Below are 21911 nucleotides of genomic sequence, written 5' to 3' on the forward strand. Positions count from 1 at the left end.
TTTTTCCTGGAGTCTCCTGATGAATAAAAAACATGGCATGGCGCTCGCCGTCGCCCTGGGCCTGATGCTGTCGGGCTTCGCCCACGCCGAGGAAGAAGAAGGCAAGCTCGAACTCACCGAGCAGCAGATTCAAGCCGCCGGCATCCAGTTGGCCCAGGCGCAACCGCGCGCCATCAGCACCGTGCTGACGCTGCCGGGCGAGGTGCGTTTTGATGAAGACCGTACCTCCCACATCGTGCCCCGCGCAGCGGGCGTGGTAGAGGCGGTGAAGGTCAACCTGGGCCAGTCGGTGAAGAAGGGTGAACTGTTGGCGGTGATCGCCAGCCAGCAGATTTCCGACCAGCGCAGCGAATTGGCTGCCAGCGAGCGCCGGGTCGAACTGGCGCGCACTACCTTCCAGCGCGAGCGTCAATTGTGGCAGGACAAAATCTCTGCCGAACAGGATTACTTGCTGGCGCGGCAAACCCTGCAAGAAGCTGAAATCGCCCTGAACAATGCGCGGCAAAAAATGACTGCCCTCAGCGGCAGCGCCGTATTGGCCGGCGGCAATCGTTATGAACTGCGTGCGCCCTTCGCCGGTGTGGTGGTGGAAAAACATCTGGGGGTGGGCGAGGTGGTCAGTGAAACCAGCAATGCCTTCACCCTCTCGGATCTGTCCCAGGTGTGGGTCACCTTCGGTGTATTTCCCAAAGACTTGAACAAGGTTCGCGTGGGCAAACCGGTAAAAGTCAGCTCGACGGAAATGGGCACCGAAGTGCTGGGTACCGTGGCCTATGTGGGCAACTTGCTCGGTGAGCAGACGCGCACCGCTACCGTGCGGGTGACGGTTCCCAACCCTGACGACGCCTGGCGCCCGGGCTTGTTCGTCGCCGTGCAAGTGGCCACCGATACCTACCAGGCTAAGGTGACCGTGCCGCAAACCGCTATCCAGACCGTCGAGGACAAACCCTCGGTGTTTGTGCGCACGGCGGACGGCTTTATCACCCGCCATCTTGAACTGGGCGTCAGTGAAAACGGCTACGTCGAAGTGCGTAAAGGCCTGGAGGCCGGCGCGCAGGTGGCGACGGCTGGCAGCTTCATCCTCAAGTCCGAACTGGGCAAAGGCTCGGCCGAACACGCCCATTGATCCTGCGAGTGATTCCCATGTTTGAGCGCCTTATCCAATTCGCCATCGAGCAGCGCATCATCGTGTTGCTGGCGGTGCTGTTGATGGCCGGTATCGGCATCGCCAGCTATCAGAAACTGCCCATCGACGCGGTGCCTGACATCACCAACGTACAGGTGCAGATCAACTCGGCGGCGGCCGGTTTTTCGCCGCTGGAAACCGAGCAACGTGTCACCTTTCCCATCGAAACCGCCATGGCCGGCCTGCCGGGCCTGCAGCAGACGCGTTCATTGTCGCGTTCCGGTTTGTCCCAGGTTACGGTGATTTTCAAGGACGGCACCGACCTGTTCTTTGCCCGCCAATTGGTCAACGAGCGTCTGCAAGTGGCGCGCGAGCAATTGCCCGACGGCATCGAAACCGCGATGGGGCCGATTTCCACTGGCCTTGGGGAAATTTTCCTATGGACCGTCGAAGCCAAGGACGGTGTGCGCAAAGAGGACGGTACGCCTTACACCCCCACCGACCTGCGGGTGATCCAGGACTGGATCATCAAACCGCAGCTGCGCAACGTGCCAGGCGTGGCCGAGATCAATACCATCGGCGGCTTCGCCAAGGAATACCAGATTGCGCCAGACCCCAAGCGCCTGGCCGCTTACAACCTGACCCTCAACGATCTGGTCACGGCGCTGGAGCGCAACAACGCCAACGTCGGCGCCGGTTACATCGAGCGCAGCGGCGAACAGTTGTTGATCCGCGCGCCGGGCCAGGTGGCGTCAATCGACGACATCGCCAACATTGTCATCACCACCTCGGACGGCACGCCGATCCGCGTGCGCAATGTGGCCCAGGTCGACATTGGTCGTGAGCTGCGTACCGGCGCCGCCACGGAGAATGGTCGTGAAGTGGTGCTGGGCACGGTGTTCATGTTGATCGGTGAGAACAGCCGCAGTGTGTCCCAGGCGGTGGCGAAAAAGCTTGAGGAGATCAACCGCTCGCTGCCCGAAGGCGTGGTGGCGGTCACTGTTTACGACCGCACCAACCTGGTGGAAAAAGCCATCGCCACCGTGAAGAAAAACCTCTTCGAAGGTGCATTGCTGGTGGTGGCGGTGTTGTTCCTGTTTTTGGGCAACATCCGTGCGGCGCTGATCACGGCGATGGTGATTCCGCTGGCGATGCTGTTCACCTTCACAGGCATGTTCACCAACAAAGTCAGCGCCAACCTGATGAGCCTGGGCGCGCTGGACTTCGGGATTATCGTTGACGGCGCGGTGGTGATCGTCGAGAACGCCATCCGCCGCCTGGCGCACGCGCAGCAGCGCCACGGCCGGTTGCTGACCCGCAGTGAACGCCTGCACGAAGTGTTCGCCGCCGCCAAGGAGGCGCGGCGCGCGCTGATCTTCGGGCAGTTGATCATCATGGTGGTGTACCTGCCGATCTTCGCTCTCACGGGCGTGGCCGGGAAGATGTTCCACCCCATGGCCTTCACGGTGGTGATTGCCTTGCTCGGCGCGATGATTTTGTCGGTGACCTTCGTACCGGCGGCGATTGCGTTGTTCGTCACCGGCAAGGTCAAGGAAGAAGAAAACTTCGTCATGCGCAGTGCGCGCCGGGTGTATGACCCGGTGCTCAACTGGGTGATGATGCGTCGGCCCCTGGTGTTCGGCCTGGCTGCACTGACCATCGTTGCCTCGGGCCTGGTCGCCAGCCGTATGGGCAGTGAATTTATCCCCAGCCTCAGCGAAGGCGACTTTGCCCAACAGGCACTACGTGTGCCCGGTACCAGCCTGACCCAGTCGGTGCAGATGCAGCAGCAACTGGAAAAAACCTTGCTGGCCCAAGTACCGGAAATCGAGCGGGTGTTTGCGCGTACCGGTACGGCGGAAATCGCCTCCGACCCAATGCCGCCGAATATCTCCGACAGCTACGTGATGCTCAAGCCCAAGGACCAATGGCCAGACCCGAAGAAGTCCCGCGAGGCCATCATCGCTGATATCCAGCGGGCCAGCGCGATTGTGCCAGGCAGCGTGTATGAGCTGTCACAGCCGATCCAGTTGCGTTTCAACGAGCTGATTTCCGGGGTGCGCAGCGACGTGGCAGTGAAGGTGTTTGGCGACGATATGGCGGTGCTCAACCAGACTGCCGGGGAAATCGCCGAGACCTTGCAGAAGCTCAATGGCGCCTCGGAAGTGAAGGTGGAACAGACCTCCGGCCTGCCGGTGCTGACCATCAATATTGACCGCGACAAAGCCGCCCGCTTTGGCCTGAATGTGGGCGATGTGCAGGACACCATCGCGGTCGCTGTCGGTGGGCGCCAGGCAGGTACGCTGTACGAGGGCGATCGGCGTTTTGATATGGTGGTGCGCTTGTCCGACACGTTGCGCACCGATATCGACGGCTTGTCACGCCTGTTGATCCCGGTGCCGGCGCTGGCGAGTAGTACCTCGGGGCAGTTGGGCTTCATCGCCTTGTCCCAGGTTGCCAGCCTCGACCTGGTGCTGGGCCCCAACCAGATCAGTCGCGAAAACGGCAAGCGCCTGGTGATCGTCAGCGCCAACGTACGTGGTCGCGATATCGGCTCGTTTGTCGAAGAGGCCGAAGCCGCCATCACCACCCAGGTGAAAGTCCCTGCCGGTTACTGGACCACTTGGGGCGGCCAGTTCGAACAGTTGAAGGAGGCTTCTGAACGCTTGCGCATCGTGGTGCCGGTGGCCTTGCTGTTGGTGTTCGGGTTGCTGTTCATGATGTTCAACAACCTCAAGGACGGCCTGCTGGTGTTTACCGGCATCCCCTTCGCGCTCACCGGCGGGATCATGGCCTTGTGGCTGCGCGATATTCCGTTGTCGATTTCAGCGGGGGTGGGCTTTATCGCCTTGTCGGGCGTGGCGGTGCTTAATGGCCTGGTGATGATCGCCTTCATCCGAAACCTGCGCGAGGAAGGTCGCTCATTATCGGTGGCGATCCACGAAGGCGCGTTGACCCGTCTGCGGCCGGTGTTGATGACCGCGCTGGTGGCATCCCTCGGATTTATCCCCATGGCACTCGCCACCGGCACCGGCGCCGAAGTGCAGCGCCCATTGGCGACGGTGGTGATTGGCGGGATTATTTCTTCGACCTTGCTGACCTTGCTGGTGCTGCCGGCGTTGTATCAGTGGGCTCATCGCCGCGATGAAGAGACCGCCTGACAACCGTGAAAACGCCGCAACCCCCCTGTGGGAGCGGGCTTGCTCGCGAATGCGCCGGGTCAGTCGATACCTGTACTGACTGATACACCGCCTTCGCGGGCAAGTCCGCTCCCACAGGGGGCCAACGGTGCTTCCAGAGTCTGGGGAAACACCAGGCTGAACCGCGTAAAACGCCCAGGCTGGCTGGTGACATGAGCGTGCCCCTGATGCAAATGCATGATCGATTTCACGATGGCCAGCCCCAGCCCGGTGCCGCCCTCGGCACGGGTACGGCTGCTGTCGGCGCGGTAGAAGCGTTCGAACAGGTGCGGCAGGTGGTGCGCTTCAATGCCTCGCCCCGGGTTGCCCACCGACAGCGATACGCTCTGCTCGTAGGTCTCCACCAACAGCAACACGGTAGAGGCCTCGGGTGTGTGGCGAATGGCATTGGACAACAAGTTGGAAATCGCCCGCTGGATCATCAGCCGATCGCCCGTCACCCAGGCATCGCCGCGCAGGCTCAGGGTGATGTGTTTGTCTTCGGCACTCAGGGCAAACAACTCCATCACGCGCTGGGCTTCCTGCGCCAGGGACACATCGGTGAATGAGGCCCGTGCCGCCGGGTGGCTGACCTGCGCTAGAAACAGCATGTCGCTGACAATCCGCGCCAGGCGTTCGAGTTCTTCGGTGTTGGATTCCAGCACCGCCTTGTATTCCTGCGGCGGGCGCTGGCGCGACAGGGTCAACTGGGCCTTGCCCATCAGGTTGGTCAAGGGCGCGCGCAGTTCGTGGGCCAGGTCATCGGAGAATTGCGAGAGTTGCTGCACCCCGGCATCCAGGCGGTCGAGCATCACGTTGATGCCGTGGGCCAGTTCACCGAGTTCGTGGGGCAGGTTGTCCACGGACAAGCGATGGGTGAGGTCTTCGGTGGTGACTTTCGCCGCCACCTGGCTGAACTGCTTCAACGGCGCCAGGCCCCGTTGCACCAGCCACCAGGCGCCCATGCCAATCAGTATCAGCAGTAGCGGCAGCGCGATCAGCGTGGCGCGCAGGTAGGCACTGAGCAATGCCTGGTCGTCCATGCGGTCCAGAGACAGCAGCACCCGCACACGTTCACCGCTGGCCAGGCGCATCAGGCTGGAAGCACTGAGTACCTGGTTGCCGTAGCTGTCGACCCAATTGAGGTAACCCAGGGTTTCCCGTGGTTTGAAGTCGGTGAGCAGCGGTTCCTGGGGCTTGCTGCCGACGTTCAGCAGCACGCTGTTGTCGGGCGCGGTGCCGACGATGGTCAGGTGGAAGTTGTCATGGCCGATCACCAGGTCCATCAGCGAGTGTGGGCGGCCGCGAATGGCATGGGCGTCCAGGCCCAGGGCCAGGCTGTGCTGGATCTGTTCCATTTTGCTTTCCAGGTTTTTGCGCGCGAGTTTTTCCAGCTCATGGGTGAGGGCCAGGTAGGCCAGAGTCGCCAGCAGCAACACCAGGCCCGCGCCCATCAGGCTGACCGTCAAGCCCAGGCGCATCGACAGGCTGCCGGTCTTCATGGGCGCGCTTCCAGCACGTAGCCCACGCCGCGAATGGTGTGGATCAGCTTGACCTCGCTCTGGTCATCCACCTTGGCGCGCAGGCGGCTGATGGAGACTTCGACCACGTTGGTGTCGCAGTCGAAATTCATGTCCCAGACCAGGGAAATAATCTGTGTGCGGGTCAGAACTTCGCCGGCCTGGCGCATCAGCACTTGCAACAGCGCGAACTCCTTGGTGGTCAGGTCGATGCGCCGCGTGCCGCGATAAGCGCGGTGGCGGCGCGGGTCCAGCTCCAGGTTCGAGACGCGGAACACTTCCGGCTGTGGAATGTGCTCGCTGCGGCGCATCAGGGTGCGCACCCGTGCCAGCAGTTCGGGAAACTCGAACGGCTTGACCAGGTAATCGTCGGCGCCCATGTCCAGGCCCTTTATCTTGTCAGCCAGCCGGCCACGGGCGGTGAGCATCATCACGCGCTGGGTGCCGTCGCGGCGCAGTTCTTCCAGTACTTGCCAGCCATCCTTGCCCGGCAGGTTGACGTCCAGAATCACCAGTTCATAGGCGTGTTGCCCGGCCAGGTGCAGGCCGTCGACGCCATTAGCGGCGCAGTCGACCACGTAGCCACTTTCGTTCAGGCCCTGTTGCAGGTAGTCGGCGGTTTTCTGCTCGTCTTCAACCACAAGAATACGCATGGGGGTTACCTCTTGAATTAGGGGAGAGAAGGCGCCCATGTCCCTATGGCGGCGGTTTGGGAAGTGGGAAAAGTCTGAAGGCTGAAGTAACTCTAGGGTCAACTGCGACCGTCGGTCGCACCGCGCCGCAGGCAAAAAAAACGCCCCAAGCGGGGCGTTAAAAATTCATCTCTTTCCAAAGGAGCTACACAAAAGCTTCAGAGATGAATGTGCTCGGGTGAATAAGTCGAAGCGAGTATAGAAAGTTCCACTTAACGAGAAGCTGAGGCCAATATTACAATTTTGATAACTGGCTATTTGTGAACAGATGTTAGTTAATCGCGAGCGAATGTAAGGGCTACAGCACGACCAATGGGTATTCGGCAATCAGACGAACTTCTTCCAGGTCTGACTCGAACGCACTGGAGCGCACGGTGGCCTGGCGCAAGCGCAAGGACAAATCCTTCAAACGCCCACTTTGCACCACGTACTTGGCCTCGATATCCCGTTCCCAACGGCGTTGATCGGTCAACGGGTTACCCGCTGCATCGCGGCGCATATACACGGCATTGGCGTTGCTATAGTCGGCGCCGGTGCCTTTGCCGTAGCGCGTCATGAATGACAGGCCGGGAATGCCGAACGCCTGCATGTCCAGGTCGTAGCGCACCATCCATGAGCGCTCCTTGGGCGCGTTGAAGTCGCTGTACTGGATCGAGTTATTGAGGAAGATCGAGTCTGACTGGCGCAGGTAATCAAAATCATCGTCGCCGTTGTTGCGCTGGTGCGACACGGCCAAGCTGTGGGCGCCGACCTTGACCCCGAGCCTGGCGCTCCAGATGTTGTTGTCGAACTCGCCGAGCCGTTTCTGGCCTTCGTCCACCGCCTTGTAATAGTTGAAGTCGCCGAACAGCGACACGTCGTCGGTCAGCGCGTAATTGGCGTTGCTGCCGAAGTAGTACTGGTCCCAGGCGTCCTTCAAGCGGCTGCTGTACAGGCTAAAGCCCAGATGGCTGTTGTGCTGGTAGTCACCGCCGAAATAGGCGATCCAGGGCGAGTCGACCCTGCCCGCATAGAAGGTGGCAAAGCCTTTGTTCATGCCGCTTTCACTGGGCTGGCTCATGCCGCTCAGGCGCCCGCCTTGCAGGCTCAAGCCTTCCAGGCTGGTGTTTTGCAGGGTGACGCCGCGAAAGCTTTCGGGCAACAGGCGAGAGTCGCCGTAGGCCACCACTGGGGTGAGTGGGAACACGTCGCCGGCCTTGATCACCGTGTCCAACACGCGCAGTTTCGCCGCGCCGCCGATTTTGCTGTAGCTGTTTTCCGGCTGGTTGTCGCTGTTCACCGGCAGCACGCCGAACGAGCCTTTGCCGCCGCTGCGGCCGCTACCCGAGTCAAGCGTCAGGCCGTACATGGCGAACGCGTCCAGGCCAAAACCCACGGTGCCCTGGGTAAAACCGGATTCGAATTTGCCAATAAAGCCCTGGGCCCAGGCTTCGGAGTAACCATTGCCAGTGGGGCTGGACTGGCCTTTGCGGTCATCGCGGTTGAAGTAGAAATTGCGTGCCAGCACGTTGATGCGGCTGCCCTCGATAAAACCCTCGGGCTTGTCCTCCACCGCCATGGCGGCCATGGGCAGTGCAGCCATCAGTGAAAAGGGAAGGGTGTAATGACGAATGCTCATGATGCGCTCCTCGGTGATGGCAGTTATCGGCTTCTTATAGAGGCGGGCGTTTTTATTGATCTGGCCCTGGCTGATAGTTGCAAATGGCGGATAACAACTGCATGGCTTGCACATTACAATTTTGGAAACTAACGGCCATCTAACAAATAAGTAATGTTCTGGTGAACCTGGCGTCAGGGTTCACTGGTTACTCTCGACACTGAACTTTCCAGTCGAGGAACCTGTGATGAACTTTTATAAATTAGGCTTGGGTGTGTTAACCGTAGTCTTATCATTTGGCGCACTGGCCGAAGGGGGTGGGGATCGCACCTTTGCCCTGATGATGGAGCGCAATGAAAAAGCCATGGCCGCCTACGCCGTCAAAAAAGGCAAGCCGGTGCCTGAGGTCCAGGCGTACCGCTATGGCATGGATCTGGACATTGCCAAGGTCGTCAACGTGACGCCGCCGATCCGCTCGTGCAACGCCGTGCCGTCGCGCATGACCTATGAAGACTCCAGCGGCAAGCTCAATACCCTGGAATATCAGGTCATGGGCGTATGCCGTAACAATGGCGGTTGAGAATATAGTTCGGCCCAGGGCTCAAGCGCTCTTCAGAAAACCCCGGCAGCGCCGATGCAGGTTAGGACGCCCACCTTATTTGCCTATCGGTGCCCCATGTTCAATACCCGCCTGAAGCAGGAGCTGTCGGCTCTTCGCGAAGAATTGTCGAGCTTGCTCCAGGTTAAAGAGAGCCTGGAAAACGAAATGCTGTGTCTGACGCTCGGTCCTGATGGGCGGGTGGAGTGGGCGAATGCCAACTTTCTGCGGGAACTGGCCTACCCGTTGGGCGAGATTGTGGGGCGGCCGATTGAAGACCTGACGCCGGCCCACATCCGCCAGAACGAGTTCCAGTTGCGCTTCAAGCATGCGCTGGCGCGTGGCGAACACTTCGCGGGAGCCGTGCGCTTGATGCGCGGTAGCGGCAAAGAGGCGTGGCTACGCTCGATCCTACAGCCGGTGCGCAGTTCGGACGGGCGTCTTCTGCATTTTGCGATGTATTCCAGCGACCTCACGCGCACCATCGAGAGTTCGCGTGAACATGAAAACCTGATCACCGCGCTGATGCGCTCCACCGCATTGATCGAGTTCGACCTGGACGGGCAGGTGCTCACCGCCAACGACCGCTTCCTCAACGCCATGGGTTACAGCCTGGCGCAGATCCAGGGTAAACATCACCGTATGTTCTGTGAGCCACAGGAATACAACAGCCCTGAGTATCAACAATTCTGGAAGCGCCTGAACGCCGGTGAGTTCGTCGCGGCGCGCTTCAAACGCGTGGACAGTCATGGCCGCCTGGTGTGGTTGGAAGCCACCTATAACCCGGTGGCTGACGCCAATGAGCGGCTGTACAAAGTGGTCAAGTTCGCCACGGTGATCACCGACCAGGTCAACCGCGAGCTTGCGGTGGCCGAGGCTGCCAACATTGCCTACAGCACCTCCCGGCAAACCGATGACAGCGCCCAGCGCGGCACCACCGTGGTGACTCAGGCGGTGGAGGTAATGCGTGATCTGGCCGAGCATATGCAGCGGGCCGGCGAAGGTATCGAGGCGTTGAACGCCCAGTCCCAGGTGATCGGCAGCATCGTCAAGACCATCAGCGGCATCGCCGAGCAGACCAACCTGCTGGCGCTCAACGCGGCCATTGAAGCTGCGCGGGCCGGTGAGCAGGGACGTGGCTTTGCGGTGGTGGCCGATGAGGTGCGGCAATTGGCTTCTCGGACCAGCAAAGCCACCGAAGAAATAGTTGGCGTCGTGCGTCAGAACCAGGACATGGCCCGCGACGCAGTAGCCTTGATGGTCGGCGGCCGCCAGCAAGCCGAGCAAGGCCTGGCGCTGGCGGCGGAAGCGGGCACGGTGATCGTGGAGATTCAGGATGGCGCGCAAAAAGTGGTGAGCGCCGTCGGGCAATTTGCCAACCAACTGACGAACTGACTGATTAGGTTTTCTCTCTCAAAGCCGGCGCCAACGCCGTACGCGGTTTTGAACACAACAGCACTCAAATGTGGGAGGGGGCTTGCTCCCGATAGCGGTGCGTCAGCCAGCCTATCTGTCGCTGATACACCGCCATCGGGAGCAAGCCCCCTTCCACATTTGAATGCATTCCAAGTCTTGGATCAGCGCCCTAGCATCTTCACCCACCGCGACGGCGGCATGCCGTAGGCGCTGCGAAATTGCCGGGTCATGTGGCTTTGGTCGGTGAAGCCGGCGGTCATTGCCGCATCCACCAGTGGCAGGCCCTGGGCCAACAATTGGCGCACCAGGTCCAAGCGACGCATGGTCAGGTAGCGGTAGGGGCTGGTGCCGAACAGCAAGCGGAAATCCCGCGACAATGCCCAGCGGTCGCGCTCGGCATGCTCGGCCATTTCATCCAGGGTGATGCTGCGGCCCAGGGCGCTGTGGATAAATTCCCGGGCGCGCTCAGCGGCGATGTAGTCAAAGGATTTGCGGTTGGCGATTGCGCCGCAAGCCTCGCTCAGCGCCTGGGCCAGGTCGAACATCGCGTCCTGCTCCTGCATCGGGTCGATCGGGCAATCCAGGCTTTGCAGCAACACCTCGCTGGCGCGATGCAGCCGAGGGTCGGTGGACACACCGCCGGGTATGAAGGGCAACGGCTTACCGCCGAGGATCTGCTGGATCAGCGCCGGCTGCACATAAATCATCCGGTATTTGAAGCCTTCCGTGCTGCCAGCGCGGCCGTCATGGACTTCATCGGGGTGAATGACCATGGTGGTGCCGGGCAAGCTGTGGGTCATGCCGCCGCGATAATGAAAACTCTGCACGCCGAACAACGTGCGGCCGATGGCGTAAGTGTCATGGCGATGGGGGTCGAACGCAAAACCGGCAAAGTACGCCTCGATACGGTCCAGGCCGCTGGCGTGCGGGGCGCGGTGCAGCCAGTCGAGGGTGTGGGTAGGGTTGCCCATGGTGACTTGTCACAAAAGGAGGTGGAAACACGTTAACCCAGTCTGTATGCCTTGTCTGCCGGGGTCTTGTACGATCGTGCAGAGGCTGGCGAGCCTTGGCAGGAAGCCTTGCTTTCAACTCGTCGCGCCACACAGGGCGGGTCAATCGCCCAGTGCTTCGCCTTCGCGCCGTGGGTCTGCACCACCGCTGAGTGACACCTTGCCCTGAGCATCCCGTGTGCGAACGATCGCCTGGACGCCGCTGGTCATATCGATCTCGCTCAGCGCATGGCCCTTGCTCTTCAATGCCTGCTTCACGCCCGGGCTGAACAACCCGGCTTCCAGTTCGGTGGCGCCGTTGCGGCTACCGAAATTGGGCAGGCTGATCGCAGCTTGCGGGTCGAGTTTCCAATCGAGCATGGCCACCAGTGATTTGCTCACGTACTCGATGATCTGCGAGCCGCCCGGCGAACCCACCGTGGCCAGCAATTCACCGCTCTGACGATCGAACACCAGCGTCGGCGCCATGGCCGAACGCGGACGCTTGCCGGGCTGCACGCGGTTGGCGACGGGCTGGCCGTTTTCTTGGGCAATGAACGAGAAGTCGGTCATCTGGTTATTGAGCAAAAAGCCCTGCACCATCACGTGGGAGCCGAACGCTGCTTCCACTGTGGTGGTCATCGAAACGGCGCCGCCCTGGTCATCCACGGCCACCACTTGTGAGGTGGAGATGCGCAGCGGCGAACGGTCTGGCGCGTAGGCTACCCGGATGCCCGCCGGTTGGCCTGGCTTGGCCACGCCCATGCTGCGTTCACCGATCAGTGCGGCGCGGTGGGCCAGGTAATCGGGGGCGATGAGACCTGCGACCGGCACCGGCGTAAAGTCCGCATCGGCCACGTAAAGTGCACGGTCAGCGAAGGCCAGGCGCCCGGCTTCAGCGATCAGGTGCACGGCCTCGGGCGTCGGTTCAAGCCCGGCGGGCGAGGTGCTCCGGATTGGCGTCATCGGCGCGATGGCCAGGCGTGGATCGCGGGTCTCCAACGCTTGCAACGTCCCGAGGATTTGCGCAACGGCGATCCCACCCGACGATGGCGGCGGCATGCCACACACCTTCCAGTGTTTGTAGTCGGTACACAGCGGTGTGCGTTGCTTGGCGGCGTAGCCCGTAAGGTCGGCCTGAGTCAGGCTGCCAGCATTGCGATTGCCTTGCACCTTGCGCGCGATCTCATCGGCAATCGGGCCGTGATACAGCGCATCCGGCCCTTCCTTGGCGATGCGTTTGAACACCTTCGCCAGCGCCGGATTCTTCAACAGCGTGCCGGTGGCTTTTGGCGACCCATCGGCGTTCAGAAAGTAAGCGGCCATGTCCGGCGATTGCGCGATAAAGCGGTCGGCCGCGATCAAGCTGTGCAAGCGCGGGGAAATCGCGAAACCCTGTTCGGACAAACGAATCGCCGGTTCGAACAGCTTGGCCCATTGCAGATGGCCGTGCTGCTTGTGCGCCATTTCCAGGGCCCGCAATACCCCAGGCGTGCCCACCGAGCGCCCGCCAATCTGCGCATCGGTGAATGCCATCGGCGTACCGTCGGCGTTCAGGAATAGCCGCTCTGTCGCCCCGGCCGGGGCGGTTTCACGGCCATCATAGGCGTGCACGTTTGCGCCGTCCCACAGCATGATAAAGGCGCCTCCGCCGATGCCGGAGGACTGCGGTTCCACCAGCGTCAGCACCGCTTGCATGGCGATCGCCGCATCGATTGCCGAGCCGCCCTGGCGCAACATTTCGCGCCCGGCTTGGGCGGCCAGCGGGTTGGCGGCGGCGGCCATATGACGTTCGGCGTGGCGGGGGGTGAGGTCGGTGCGATAGCCCGAACCCAGCTCCGGGGCGGGCGGTGATTCATTGATTGCGGTGTGGCAGCCGGCCAGGGCGAGGGTGGTGGCAACTATTGCCAGTTGACGGCGGGAAATAAAAAGCACGCGCTGAACTCCGTTCATCTTGAGAATGATCTGGTCTTCCTGTCGGCAGACTTTAACGCACTAAAGACGGGGAGGGACGGGCGGGCTGTTTTTTCTGGCTGAGTCCGTCGAGGCCTGGTTTTATTCCGCGACGCTGGAACCAAAGCCACGTAAACGCTCACAGCATTACTGGTATTAAGCTATTTCTGGAGCCAGTTATGCACAGAAGACTAGACAATTTTCTCCACGCGCAGCTCAGTGTTATCGACCACTCCTCCACACCCGGCAAGGCTGCGGTGCCCACCCAGCAGTCACCCCGCTATCAATCGTTGACCCCCGCCTCAATGCTGTTCGATATCCGCCTCAAGGACGGACAGCTGGAACCTGACACGACCGGGGTGGCACGCGATATCGCTCTTCATCTCAACGCGCCAACCAAACACTTTGTCGCCGATGGCGCCAGCGCCGCAGGCACCTTGCGTGTCAGGGATGGGCGAGATTACCTGTTTCATATTCAGTCTACGCCCGCTGTCGCGGCGGTATTCAAAAGCAGCGTGCCCGATCCTGTCGGCGGCGACGGGGGCGTTTCGTCATTTGACAGCCCTGGTCGCGGGCATTTGGCAAGCGTCAGCGGTGTACAGACGACGGTCGACGGCAAGCAGTTTCGTCTGGACGAACAGCGCTTGTATCGCTTCGAACCTCTCACCCTGGCGTGGTTGCCCGACCCCGACAACCAGGCCTACAGCCGTATTGGGCTGACCGGTGAGGGGCACTTGTCGAAAACACCCCAGGGGGCGCTGGACAGCAGCGCGCAAGGGCGCAGCTCGGTTGTATTGAGTCAGGTTCAGGGTGCGCCGGTGGTGCAGATTCAAGGTGCCGGGGCGGCGGATGTACGCCCGGTTGATGAAACCGGCGCGCCTGTACAACTTGTCCGAATCGGTTTGGCCGGCAGTACGCTGTATGGGGCCACGGTCGACGGCGAACTGCTGCGCGCGGATGTGCGCATGGCTCGGGACGGCGTGTTGCCGATGGCTGCGCAATCGCTCGAATCATTGGAGCAGGCGCTAAAGGGCGCTGTGCGTGTCGAAGGCTTCTTCCATGATGATGCCGGGCAGCTCAATGCCCAGGTTCGCGATGCCCGGCAGCAACTGCACAGCGTCCCCGTGGATAACGCAAGCGGGCTGCGCCCTCAGTGGAACCTGAGCGATGTGTGGGTCAAGGGCATCGAGAAAGGTCTGCCGTTGCCCAGTCAGCAGGCGCTGACGACCGCAGTCGACCTGGGCCCTCGCGGCAAGGTTGCGTTTGACGCAGGCGCGTTGTTGAGCTGGGACGCGGCTGCGCAACGTTGGGATCACTCGGGGCTGCAGGGCGTCACACAGCTGGAGCGAGGGCTGGACGGACGTGCCTATGTGCTGCAGGAAGGGCAGCTCAAAGCGGTGACCCTGCAAAAGGTGCGTGACCCTGTCTTCGAAGGGGCCAGCCATGAATTGAGCGCACTGCCCAAGCCGCGTCCTCAAGTGTCACTTGACGAGGTGCTGGCGGGGGATCCTCAGCGCCCTGTCACTGGATTCGCTATCGCTGACGGTCGCAACTTTGTAACCGTCGATAAAAACCATCAGCTCCAAGCCTGCGTGGATGGGGTGGTCAACCCGTTACGGCTTTCCCCCGCGCTCGCCATACAAACCCTGGCGCTCGATCATGAAGCAAGTCTTTATGCACACACCCAGTCAGGCGAATTGTTCAAGGCGGATTACCACGCCTGGCAGGGCCGCGACGGTGCCGCGCCAAGCTGGACCCAGATTGAATTACCACAGGGCCAATCGCTGGATTCCTTGCGGATGGGGGCTGATAAGCATCTGGTTGGCGGATGGGATAAACAGTTCCATCGACTCGATAAGGCGGCCTTGGGCGCAATGGCGTGGGGGCCGTTGGCAGTGGCGGTGCAGCGGCCCTCATTGGCCGATACGTTATCGGCCGCGCAGATGCGCAAGCCGATGGCAGGAGGCGGGCTGACGGCTACAAGCACGGTCGTGGGGCAAACCCGTGAAGGCGTGCCGCTCCAGCGCAATTTTTTCCAGGGACTCAATGCGCACTTTCATCCTCTGGAAGCCATCAGTGAGAAAGGCAAATCCATTCAACATCACGTAAACGGGCGCCGGGGGCTGGAGCACGTTTATGCTGACGATAAGCAACTGCACCAGCAGCTCGCATCGCTTTCCAAGAGCAAGCCGGTTGCCGCTGACCTGAATGCGCGTCTCGCCGCCCTGTGCGAGCCCGGGCCGCGCCAGGCATTGGCCATGCGAATCAGCCAGGCGTTGACGCAGGTAACAGAAAGCAGCCAGTCAAGCGCCCGCCTGTTAGGAGACGTGCACGGGCTGGCGTTTGACCCACGGCCCACGCTGAGCCGAGCGCTGACGAGCCCTGAGTCGACGCTGCACCAACTGCATGAGGCATTCAAACGGGTTGCGCCTTCATCGGAGCCTTCAACGGCAGGCCTGCTGGCCAACTTCGAAGGTCAAGGCTTGACGTTGCCCAAGTGGAAACCTGAGCGTAAACGCGATCTCGACCACCCTGCGGCCATCGTCGAGGGCGACCTTATTCACCATGCCAATACGCTCAAGCAACTAAACGACTTGGCCAAGGAACTCGACAGCACTACTGGCCACAGCCCCAGTGCCTTGAAAAGAATCGAAGCGTCTGTGGGCACTGTGATGAAAGGGTTTGATGACAGCCCTGTCCATAAACTGGCCAGCCAGAAAGTCGCCAGTTATAGCCAGGCGGAATCCCTGTATGACAATTTCAAGCTATTGGCCAAGGACCTTGGCACGCCGGGGTCTGCCTTGCATTGGCACCTTTCGCGCCTGCTGGGGTTGCCCGCCGATGCGTCCATTACGCAGGCAATGACACAGCAAGTGCAGCAGATGGAAAGTGGTCAAACCCTTAACCCCAGCCGAACCCAGGGCGAAAGCCTGGGGCTGATGGTGACCGGTATAAAACCTGCGCCAGCCGTAGAGTTTTTTCTGGGAGCCTCCAAGTCTCATACGCACGGTGTGAGTATCACCCGTACCGACAAGGGAGCCAGGGTCCAGATCAGCCGCGACGATATGCGGCGCCTGGCCGGCTCCGTGGCCACGGGGGCGACGTTAGGTCGCGGGGACGGTGCAGTGGGGCCCGGCCTGAGGGTTGCCGGTGAGTTGACGGCCGCTGTTGTGAAGAACACTGGATCGAACATCAGTTTCGATGTGAAGGAGTCGGACTTCGGCAAGATGATGTCGATACTGATGGGGCAGTCCGGGGGCTTCCACGACTTATTGGCGCTGGGAGAAAAAGGCGCAGTTGGCGAAAGCTCGAAACTCAGTGCTGACGTTAACCTGGATGGGCTCGCGCAATTGCGTTTGATGTACAGCCCGCAGGAAGACATCGCCGAGTTGGATTCAGTGATACGCGCCGGGATTGGAGTGATGGGTAACCTTAACCTTGCGCACACGGATAAAAGCCAAGCCACCACGCGCTCTGCGACGGGCACCAGCCGTGACCAGGCAAGCAGCGCGCAGTGGCTGAGGCAGGGCGGTGCTGGGGCCAACTTTGTGCCGATCAGTACGTTGGCGTTGGCGGGTAGTGCCGGGGCCAGCGGGCCGGCAACGGTGGTTGCGGCCTCGGCGGACGTATCGGTCATGGTGAAATTTGACCGTGGGCAGTCACAGGCCTTCAGCTTTTCTTTCAAGCCGCCGCAGCCAGTGACTCAATCTCAGGTCGACGATATTCACAGCAGCCTGTCACTGTATTCCCCCCAGTTCAAACGGGACTTGGCCGCCGCTGACCCGTTGGGCGCGCAGGGCTCCCCAAAAGAACAACTGGCCAAGTTGCAGCAGTTTCTTTCCACTCATCCGGCGTTGGCGACAAAGCCGGACGCTTATTACGCCATCAGTCAGTCGCTGGACACGTTGATGACCCAACAAGACTTGATGAACAAGGGGCTGCAGCAGTTGGCATCGGTCGAGTCCTCCATCACGCGCGTGGGGTTACGCGATAACGGGCGGCATGACTGGTTGGACGATGTCGCGCCGGCCAACAAGGCCGCCATCGAACAGTGGCTCAAGGATGACCCGCAGTTTGCCCAGGTGATCGGTCAACTGCAGCGTGGTGAAGGGACTTCAGTGAGGCTTGGCATGGAACTCAAGCCAGAGGTTCTACGCACCATCGAGCGCAGCCTGCTTGCGGGCGCGGATACCGAGCCGCTGATCAAGCGGGCACTGGGAGATCCGAACAACCTGCGCGTCAAAAGCATGAGCATGAGCTACACCGCGAGCCAGTCCCATGGCATGTCGGTGCCAGCCATGATGAATCTGAGTTTTTCCAGCAGCGCGGCCATCAGCTATACGCAAAAACAGGTCAACGTCGACTTCGAGTACGGGGTGGATGCGGATAAACCGCTGCGGATGAACTTGAACGATACGCTGAGCAGCCTGCCTGGCCATGACCTGACGATTGACCTGGGGGACCTGCGCATAAGGACGCCGGCTTCCACCGCCTGAAAGGTAAACAGCGGGCATAAAAAAACGGCCTACCTTTCGGTAAGCCGTTTTTAGTACTTGGTGGCTACACAGGGACTTGAACCCCGGACCCCAGCATTATGAATGCTATGCTCTAACCAACTGAGCTATGTAGCCAAGTGGCGCGCATTATTCGCGTAGAACGGGAATGCGTCAAGAGGTTTTGTTAAGTTTTTTCTACGCTTTCAACTGTTTAACGAAAAACAGGCTGATTGGCGACGAGCGGCGGGGGGCTCTTCAGGCTGCGATTCTCGTGCTGTCGCGCCCATCAAGCGTCAATCGCGTTGGGCAGATATCCTTTTCGCCCAACGGTGTTGCTGTGGCGAGACTTACGGCAACGGGTTGCGCGTCACGCGTTTGAGCTGTTCGCGCGCTCGCGACAAACGTGAGCGTACCGTGCCGATGGGGATGTCCAACGCATCGGCGGTGTCCTGATAGCTACCATCGGTCTCGAGCGAAGCGTAAAGCGTTTTGCGCATTTCTATCGGCAGGTGGTCGATGGCGTTCAGGGTCTTTTCAAGCCGTCGGTTGACTTCAAACTCCCAGTCCAGGCTGTTGTGTTCTTCCTGGCCATGCCACAACGATTCATCGAACTCGCAATGCACCGGTTTGGCATACATGCGCCTGAAGTGGTTGCGGATCAAATTCTGCGCAATTCCGCACATCCAGGTGCTGAGTGTGGCCTGCCCGCTGAAACGCTCTCTGTTGCGCCATGCTTCCAGGTAAGTCAATTGCAGCAGATCGTCAGCATCTTCAGGGTTGAGCACGCGTTTATGAATGAAGCGTCGCAGTTTTTTTTGCTGGTCGTCCGTCAGCTGGACCATGAACTGAGGCGAATTGCCGACGAGGTGAACTAGATCGCCAATAGGTATTTTCATGTTGTTTTTCCTCCGGGAAGGCTCGATCGAAATGGTTTCGATAGGGACCCCTTTTGCACCGGCTGTGCCAAATAGGAAAAACACACAAATTATTGATTTATATAGATATATATTTTTTGTTAGGGGTTTTTTGTGCCGTAACTTGCAAAGAAGACGATCTGGGTGTGCGGGTATTTTCATACCCCTCGCCGTGAAATGTTTTGATGGAACTGAACCGCAGCGGCTTGCCACATAGGGACACAAACTTCCCATTCTGGCCCGCCCATGAAAGTCGAATCCTTCAACGATGTGCAGCAGATCCAACCTGCGGACAAAACCAGTGTGAGCACTGTCGATGTGCCAATCCGTTCGCAGGGCTTAGATGACATCGCGCAGATTTTCAGCGAAGAAGTGGCACTCAACGCACAGGCCCTGGGCCGGCGATCCATTGGCACAAAAGTTTCGCCTGTCGCAGAATTCGTGCAGCTCTATGAACAACTGGGTCACCCCGGCCTGGCCACGCTGGAAACTGTTGTTCGTCGGCTTCGGTTCGAGTTGCTGCGCAAGCCCACTGTCGAAAAATTGGTAAGCCATGCCGGGGGTGACCCCGCGCGTGCCTTCGTGGTGCTTCAATTCATCGCCAACGAAGCGCAAACCAATGGGCTGACAGTAGAAGAGGGCCTGGCGCGCGGGGCCTTGAAAGCGCTGAGGCAGGATTTCGGTGGGCACATCCAGGCAGGCCTGAATATCGCCTTGGCATTGAAAGAGGCCAGCGCTGACCCGCAGGAGCGTCAGGACGTGCGTACGCTTTATTACGCTTCCGTGGTCGTTCGCCAATCCTTGGCGTTGATGCTGCAGACGCTGTTGAAGATGTACGGCTTAACGGCGTTTTCCAAAGGCGTCGACCTGATGACTCAGGCGCTGAATGGCGATATCGCGGCGCACACCCAGTCGGTGCCCACGGAAAAATTGCACCTGCTGCTTAAGGGGTTGGCGCAGTGTCGTCAATTGCGCTCGGTGCTGGGCAACTGTGATGCGTTGATCCGGCGCCTGAACGTCGATCTGGAGGCGGTGGATTTATTGCAGCGTTTTCTGGGTTATGCCAGTACCGGTATCGATGCGGCCGAGGTGCAAAGGCTGGCCAGTGAGTTTGGGGGGACGCTGCTTGCCGCTCGTCTGCGCTCGCTTAATGAATTGGCCACGGAAGTAAAAAGTCTGCCCAAGGCCTGGTGGCTTGATGCGCAATCCCAGGCTTCTGCCGTGAAAGCGTTCAAGGACGTCATGGTTGAGTGGGCGCGCGAAGAGCGCGGCCATCAGACGTTTTCCGGCGAAACGAGGACGTCCGGGTGACACTGCTGTCATCGGTCAATGGCGTGCTGCTCAAGGTGGCGCGGCGTGCCGAAGTGCTCGGCGCGGTGGTGGTCCTGGCCATTGTGTTTATCTTTATCGTGCCGCTGCCCACTTGGCTGGTGGACATCCTGATCGCGTTGAACATCTGTATTTCCTGCTTGTTGATCGTACTGGCGCTGTACTTGCCGGGGCCGTTGGCGTTCTCGTCGTTTCCATCGATCCTGCTGTTGACCACCATGTTTCGCCTGGCCCTGTCGATTGCCACCACACGCTTGATTCTGCTGGAGCAGGACGCGGGCGATATTGTGGAAGCGTTCGGTAATTTCGTGGTGGGCGGCAACCTGGCGGTGGGGCTGGTGATCTTCATGATCCTGACCATCGTCAACTTCCTGGTGATCACCAAAGGTTCGGAGCGGGTCGCCGAAGTGGCTGCCCGCTTCAGTCTGGATGCGATGCCGGGCAAGCAGATGTCGATCGACAGTGACCTGCGCGCCGGGTTGATCGACGGTATGCAGGCTCGGGACAAACGTGAGCAGTTATCCCGCGAAAGCCAGCTGTTCGGGGCGATGGACGGGGCCATGAAGTTCGTCAAGGGCGATGCCGTTGCCGGGCTGATCATCGTGGTCATTAACCTGCTGGGAGGCTTTTCTACCGGCATGTTCCAGCACGGGATGAGCGCGGGCGAGTCGATGGCGCTGTATTCGGTACTGACGATCGGCGACGGCCTGATCGCACAGATTCCCGCGCTGCTGATCTCCCTGACGGCAGGCATGATCATTACCCGGGTGGCGCCGGACGGGCGCAAGGGCGTCACGAACATGGGCGCCGAAATTGCCCGGCAGATGACCAGCGAACCCAAGAGCTGGATGATCGCGTCGGTGGGCATGTTGGCCTTCGCCACGCTTCCCGGCATGCCTACCGTGGTGTTCATTCTGATTTCGCTGATGACCGGCTCCCTGGGGTACTACCTCATGCGCCAGCGTCAGCGCGAGGACTCCCCGGCGGCGTCGGACGAAAAAGCGGTCCGTCCGGAAGAGAACGGCAGTGAAGACCTGCGCGGCTTCGACCCGTCACGGCCGTATCTGCTGCAATTCAACAGCCAGATGTACGGGGCCCCTGAGGTCATCGACATCGTGCAAAAAATTCGTCAGGCCCGAAATGCGCTGGTCGCCAATATCGGACTGACGCTACCCCCGTTCGAAGCCGAGTTCAGTGAGGCGCTGGCCGTCGACGAGATGCGCTTTTGCGTGCATGAAGTTCCGACCGTGACGGCGACCCTCAGCGACCGTGTTGCGGTTGAATACGCCTCCTTGGCGCAGCCCCCGGACAGCGGCGATAGAGGCCTGGCCGAGCGGGACGAAGCGGACTGGCTGTGGCTCGACCCTGATGATCCATTGCTCGATGACCCCCAGATTGAGCGTTTCAGCGCCCAGAGCCTGATCATCGAACGGATGAAGCGGGCGATGTTGCTGAGCGGACCGCGGTTTCTCGGCATCCAGGAATGCAAGTCGATCCTCAGTTGGCTTGAACACAACCAGCCGGAGCTGGTGCAGGAGCTGCAGCGCATCATGCCGCTTTCGCGCTTTTCGTCGGTGCTGCAGCGCCTGGCGAGTGAGGGTGTGCCATTGCGCGCCGTACGTTTGATCGTCGAGTCATTGATCGAGTACGGCCAGCATGAGCGTGAACCGGATGCCCTGGCCGATTACGCACGGATCGCCCTCAAGTCGCAGATTTTTCACCAGTACAGCGAAGCCGATGGCCTGCATGCGTGGCTCCTGTCGCCACAGACCGAGAACATCCTGCGCGAAGCGTTGCGCCAAACCCAGAGCGGGGTGTTTTTCGCCCTCGATAACGACAGCAGTGCAGCCTTGGTCGGGCTGCTCAACCAGGCCTTTGTGCTAAGGCCGAAAACCAAGAGCGTGCTGCTGGTTGCCCAGGATCTGCGCAGCCCGTTACGGGCGCTTTTGCTGGATGAGTTCAACCATGTGCCGGTGATGTCTTTTGCCGAGTTGGGGAGCAACTCCAAGGTCAAGGTATTGGGCCGTTTCGACCTGGGCCAGGACGAACCAATGCGTGGGGCGGCGGCATGAGCGCGTTATTTTTATCCGGATCGAGGGTGG

Annotated in this window: 13 protein-coding genes and 1 tRNA gene; 7 read left to right on the forward strand and 7 right to left on the reverse strand. The window is 60.3% G+C overall.

All coding sequences use genetic code 11. The features are described from left to right. Positions 1-19 precede the first annotated feature (19 nt). Both C4J93_RS03560 and C4J93_RS03565 read left to right on the forward strand, forming a co-directional pair. On the forward strand, positions 20-1126 hold the full coding sequence (locus C4J93_RS03560) for an efflux RND transporter periplasmic adaptor subunit (RefSeq protein ID WP_098949645.1): 1107 nt from the start codon (positions 20-22) through the stop codon (positions 1124-1126). A gap of 17 nt (positions 1127-1143) precedes the next feature. Beyond that, a complete protein-coding gene (locus C4J93_RS03565) occupies positions 1144-4287 on the forward strand; it encodes a CusA/CzcA family heavy metal efflux RND transporter (protein ID WP_124428607.1) in 3144 nt (1047 codons plus the stop codon). 59 nt (positions 4288-4346) lie between these two features. Here C4J93_RS03565 and C4J93_RS03570 read toward each other — a convergent pair whose 3' ends face one another. The 3 genes from C4J93_RS03570 to C4J93_RS03580 form a co-directional block, all read right to left on the reverse strand. Beyond that, on the reverse strand, positions 4347-5807 hold the full coding sequence (locus tag C4J93_RS03570) for a heavy metal sensor histidine kinase (protein ID WP_124428608.1): 1461 nt from the start codon (positions 5805-5807) through the stop codon (positions 4347-4349). Further along, positions 5804-6478 carry a heavy metal response regulator transcription factor gene (locus C4J93_RS03575; RefSeq protein ID WP_124428609.1) on the reverse strand — a complete coding sequence of 225 codons (675 nt, stop codon included), beginning with the start codon at positions 6476-6478 and terminating at the stop codon, positions 5804-5806. Before C4J93_RS03575 ends, C4J93_RS03570 begins: the two co-directional genes overlap by 4 nt. A gap of 337 nt (positions 6479-6815) precedes the next feature. Further along, positions 6816-8135, reverse strand: a complete 1320-nt coding sequence (locus C4J93_RS03580) for an OprD family porin (RefSeq protein ID WP_124428610.1) — start codon at positions 8133-8135, stop codon at positions 6816-6818. Between the two features lie 226 nt (positions 8136-8361). On the opposite strand from C4J93_RS03580, the gene C4J93_RS03585 reads away from it, so the two are divergent. Then, positions 8362-8694, forward strand: coding sequence for a DUF2790 domain-containing protein (locus tag C4J93_RS03585; protein WP_124428611.1), 333 nt, complete (start codon positions 8362-8364; stop codon positions 8692-8694). A gap of 96 nt (positions 8695-8790) precedes the next feature. Beyond that, entirely contained in the window at positions 8791-10107 is a 1317-nt protein-coding gene (locus C4J93_RS03590; RefSeq protein WP_124369492.1) for a PAS domain-containing methyl-accepting chemotaxis protein, read from the forward strand. A 182-nt stretch (positions 10108-10289) separates the two neighbouring features. Here C4J93_RS03590 and C4J93_RS03595 read toward each other — a convergent pair whose 3' ends face one another. Next, the gene (locus tag C4J93_RS03595; RefSeq protein ID WP_124365728.1) at positions 10290-11099 is read right to left on the reverse strand and encodes an AraC family transcriptional regulator; all 810 of its coding nucleotides are present in this window, start codon (positions 11097-11099) and stop codon (positions 10290-10292) included. 141 nt (positions 11100-11240) lie between these two features. Further along, entirely contained in the window at positions 11241-13052 is a 1812-nt protein-coding gene (gene ggt / locus C4J93_RS03600; RefSeq protein WP_372238159.1) for a gamma-glutamyltransferase, read from the reverse strand. 197 nt (positions 13053-13249) lie between these two features. Here ggt and C4J93_RS03605 point away from each other — a divergent pair, with 197 nt between their 5' ends. Then, a complete protein-coding gene (locus C4J93_RS03605; RefSeq protein WP_124428613.1) occupies positions 13250-17566 on the forward strand; it encodes an AvrE-family type 3 secretion system effector in 4317 nt (1438 codons plus the stop codon). Positions 17567-17624: 58 nt separating this feature from the next. Here C4J93_RS03605 and C4J93_RS03610 read toward each other — a convergent pair. Next, positions 17625-17701 (reverse strand) — tRNA-Met (locus C4J93_RS03610). A 212-nt stretch (positions 17702-17913) separates the two neighbouring features. Further along, the gene (locus tag C4J93_RS03615; protein ID WP_124361172.1) at positions 17914-18462 is read right to left on the reverse strand and encodes an RNA polymerase sigma factor; all 549 of its coding nucleotides are present in this window, start codon (positions 18460-18462) and stop codon (positions 17914-17916) included. 264 nt (positions 18463-18726) lie between these two features. On the opposite strand from C4J93_RS03615, the gene C4J93_RS03620 reads away from it, so the two are divergent. After that, positions 18727-19791 carry an HrpJ domain-containing protein gene (locus C4J93_RS03620; protein WP_124428614.1) on the forward strand — a complete coding sequence of 355 codons (1065 nt, stop codon included), beginning with the start codon at positions 18727-18729 and terminating at the stop codon, positions 19789-19791. After that, positions 19788-21881, forward strand: coding sequence for a type III secretion system export apparatus subunit SctV (gene sctV, locus C4J93_RS03625; protein WP_124428615.1), 2094 nt, complete (start codon positions 19788-19790; stop codon positions 21879-21881). The genes C4J93_RS03620 and sctV overlap by 4 nt, the downstream gene beginning before the upstream one ends. The last annotated feature ends 30 nt before the right edge of the window (positions 21882-21911 follow it).

The sequence above is a fragment of the Pseudomonas sp. R2-37-08W genome (assembly GCF_003851705.1).
In the GTDB taxonomy this organism is placed as follows: Bacteria; Pseudomonadota; Gammaproteobacteria; order Pseudomonadales; family Pseudomonadaceae; genus Aquipseudomonas.

Bases quoted from the DNA above. Each gene is read 5' to 3' on its own strand.
- C4J93_RS03590 (WP_124369492.1), top strand. From the start codon at position 8,791: ATGTTCAATACCCGCCTGAAGCAGGAGCTGTCGGCTCTTCGCGAAGAA.
- C4J93_RS03605 (WP_124428613.1), top strand. From the start codon at position 13,250: ATGCACAGAAGACTAGACAATTTTCTCCACGCGCAGCTCAGTGTTATC.
- C4J93_RS03615 (WP_124361172.1), bottom strand. From the start codon at position 18,462: ATGAAAATACCTATTGGCGATCTAGTTCACCTCGTCGGCAATTCGCCT.
- C4J93_RS03560 (WP_098949645.1), top strand. From the start codon at position 20: ATGAATAAAAAACATGGCATGGCGCTCGCCGTCGCCCTGGGCCTGATG.
- C4J93_RS03565 (WP_124428607.1), top strand. From the start codon at position 1,144: ATGTTTGAGCGCCTTATCCAATTCGCCATCGAGCAGCGCATCATCGTG.
- C4J93_RS03620 (WP_124428614.1), top strand. From the start codon at position 18,727: ATGAAAGTCGAATCCTTCAACGATGTGCAGCAGATCCAACCTGCGGAC.
- C4J93_RS03595 (WP_124365728.1), bottom strand. From the start codon at position 11,099: ATGGGCAACCCTACCCACACCCTCGACTGGCTGCACCGCGCCCCGCAC.
- C4J93_RS03585 (WP_124428611.1), top strand. From the start codon at position 8,362: ATGAACTTTTATAAATTAGGCTTGGGTGTGTTAACCGTAGTCTTATCA.
- C4J93_RS03570 (WP_124428608.1), bottom strand. From the start codon at position 5,807: ATGAAGACCGGCAGCCTGTCGATGCGCCTGGGCTTGACGGTCAGCCTG.
- C4J93_RS03575 (WP_124428609.1), bottom strand. From the start codon at position 6,478: ATGCGTATTCTTGTGGTTGAAGACGAGCAGAAAACCGCCGACTACCTG.
- C4J93_RS03580 (WP_124428610.1), bottom strand. From the start codon at position 8,135: ATGAGCATTCGTCATTACACCCTTCCCTTTTCACTGATGGCTGCACTG.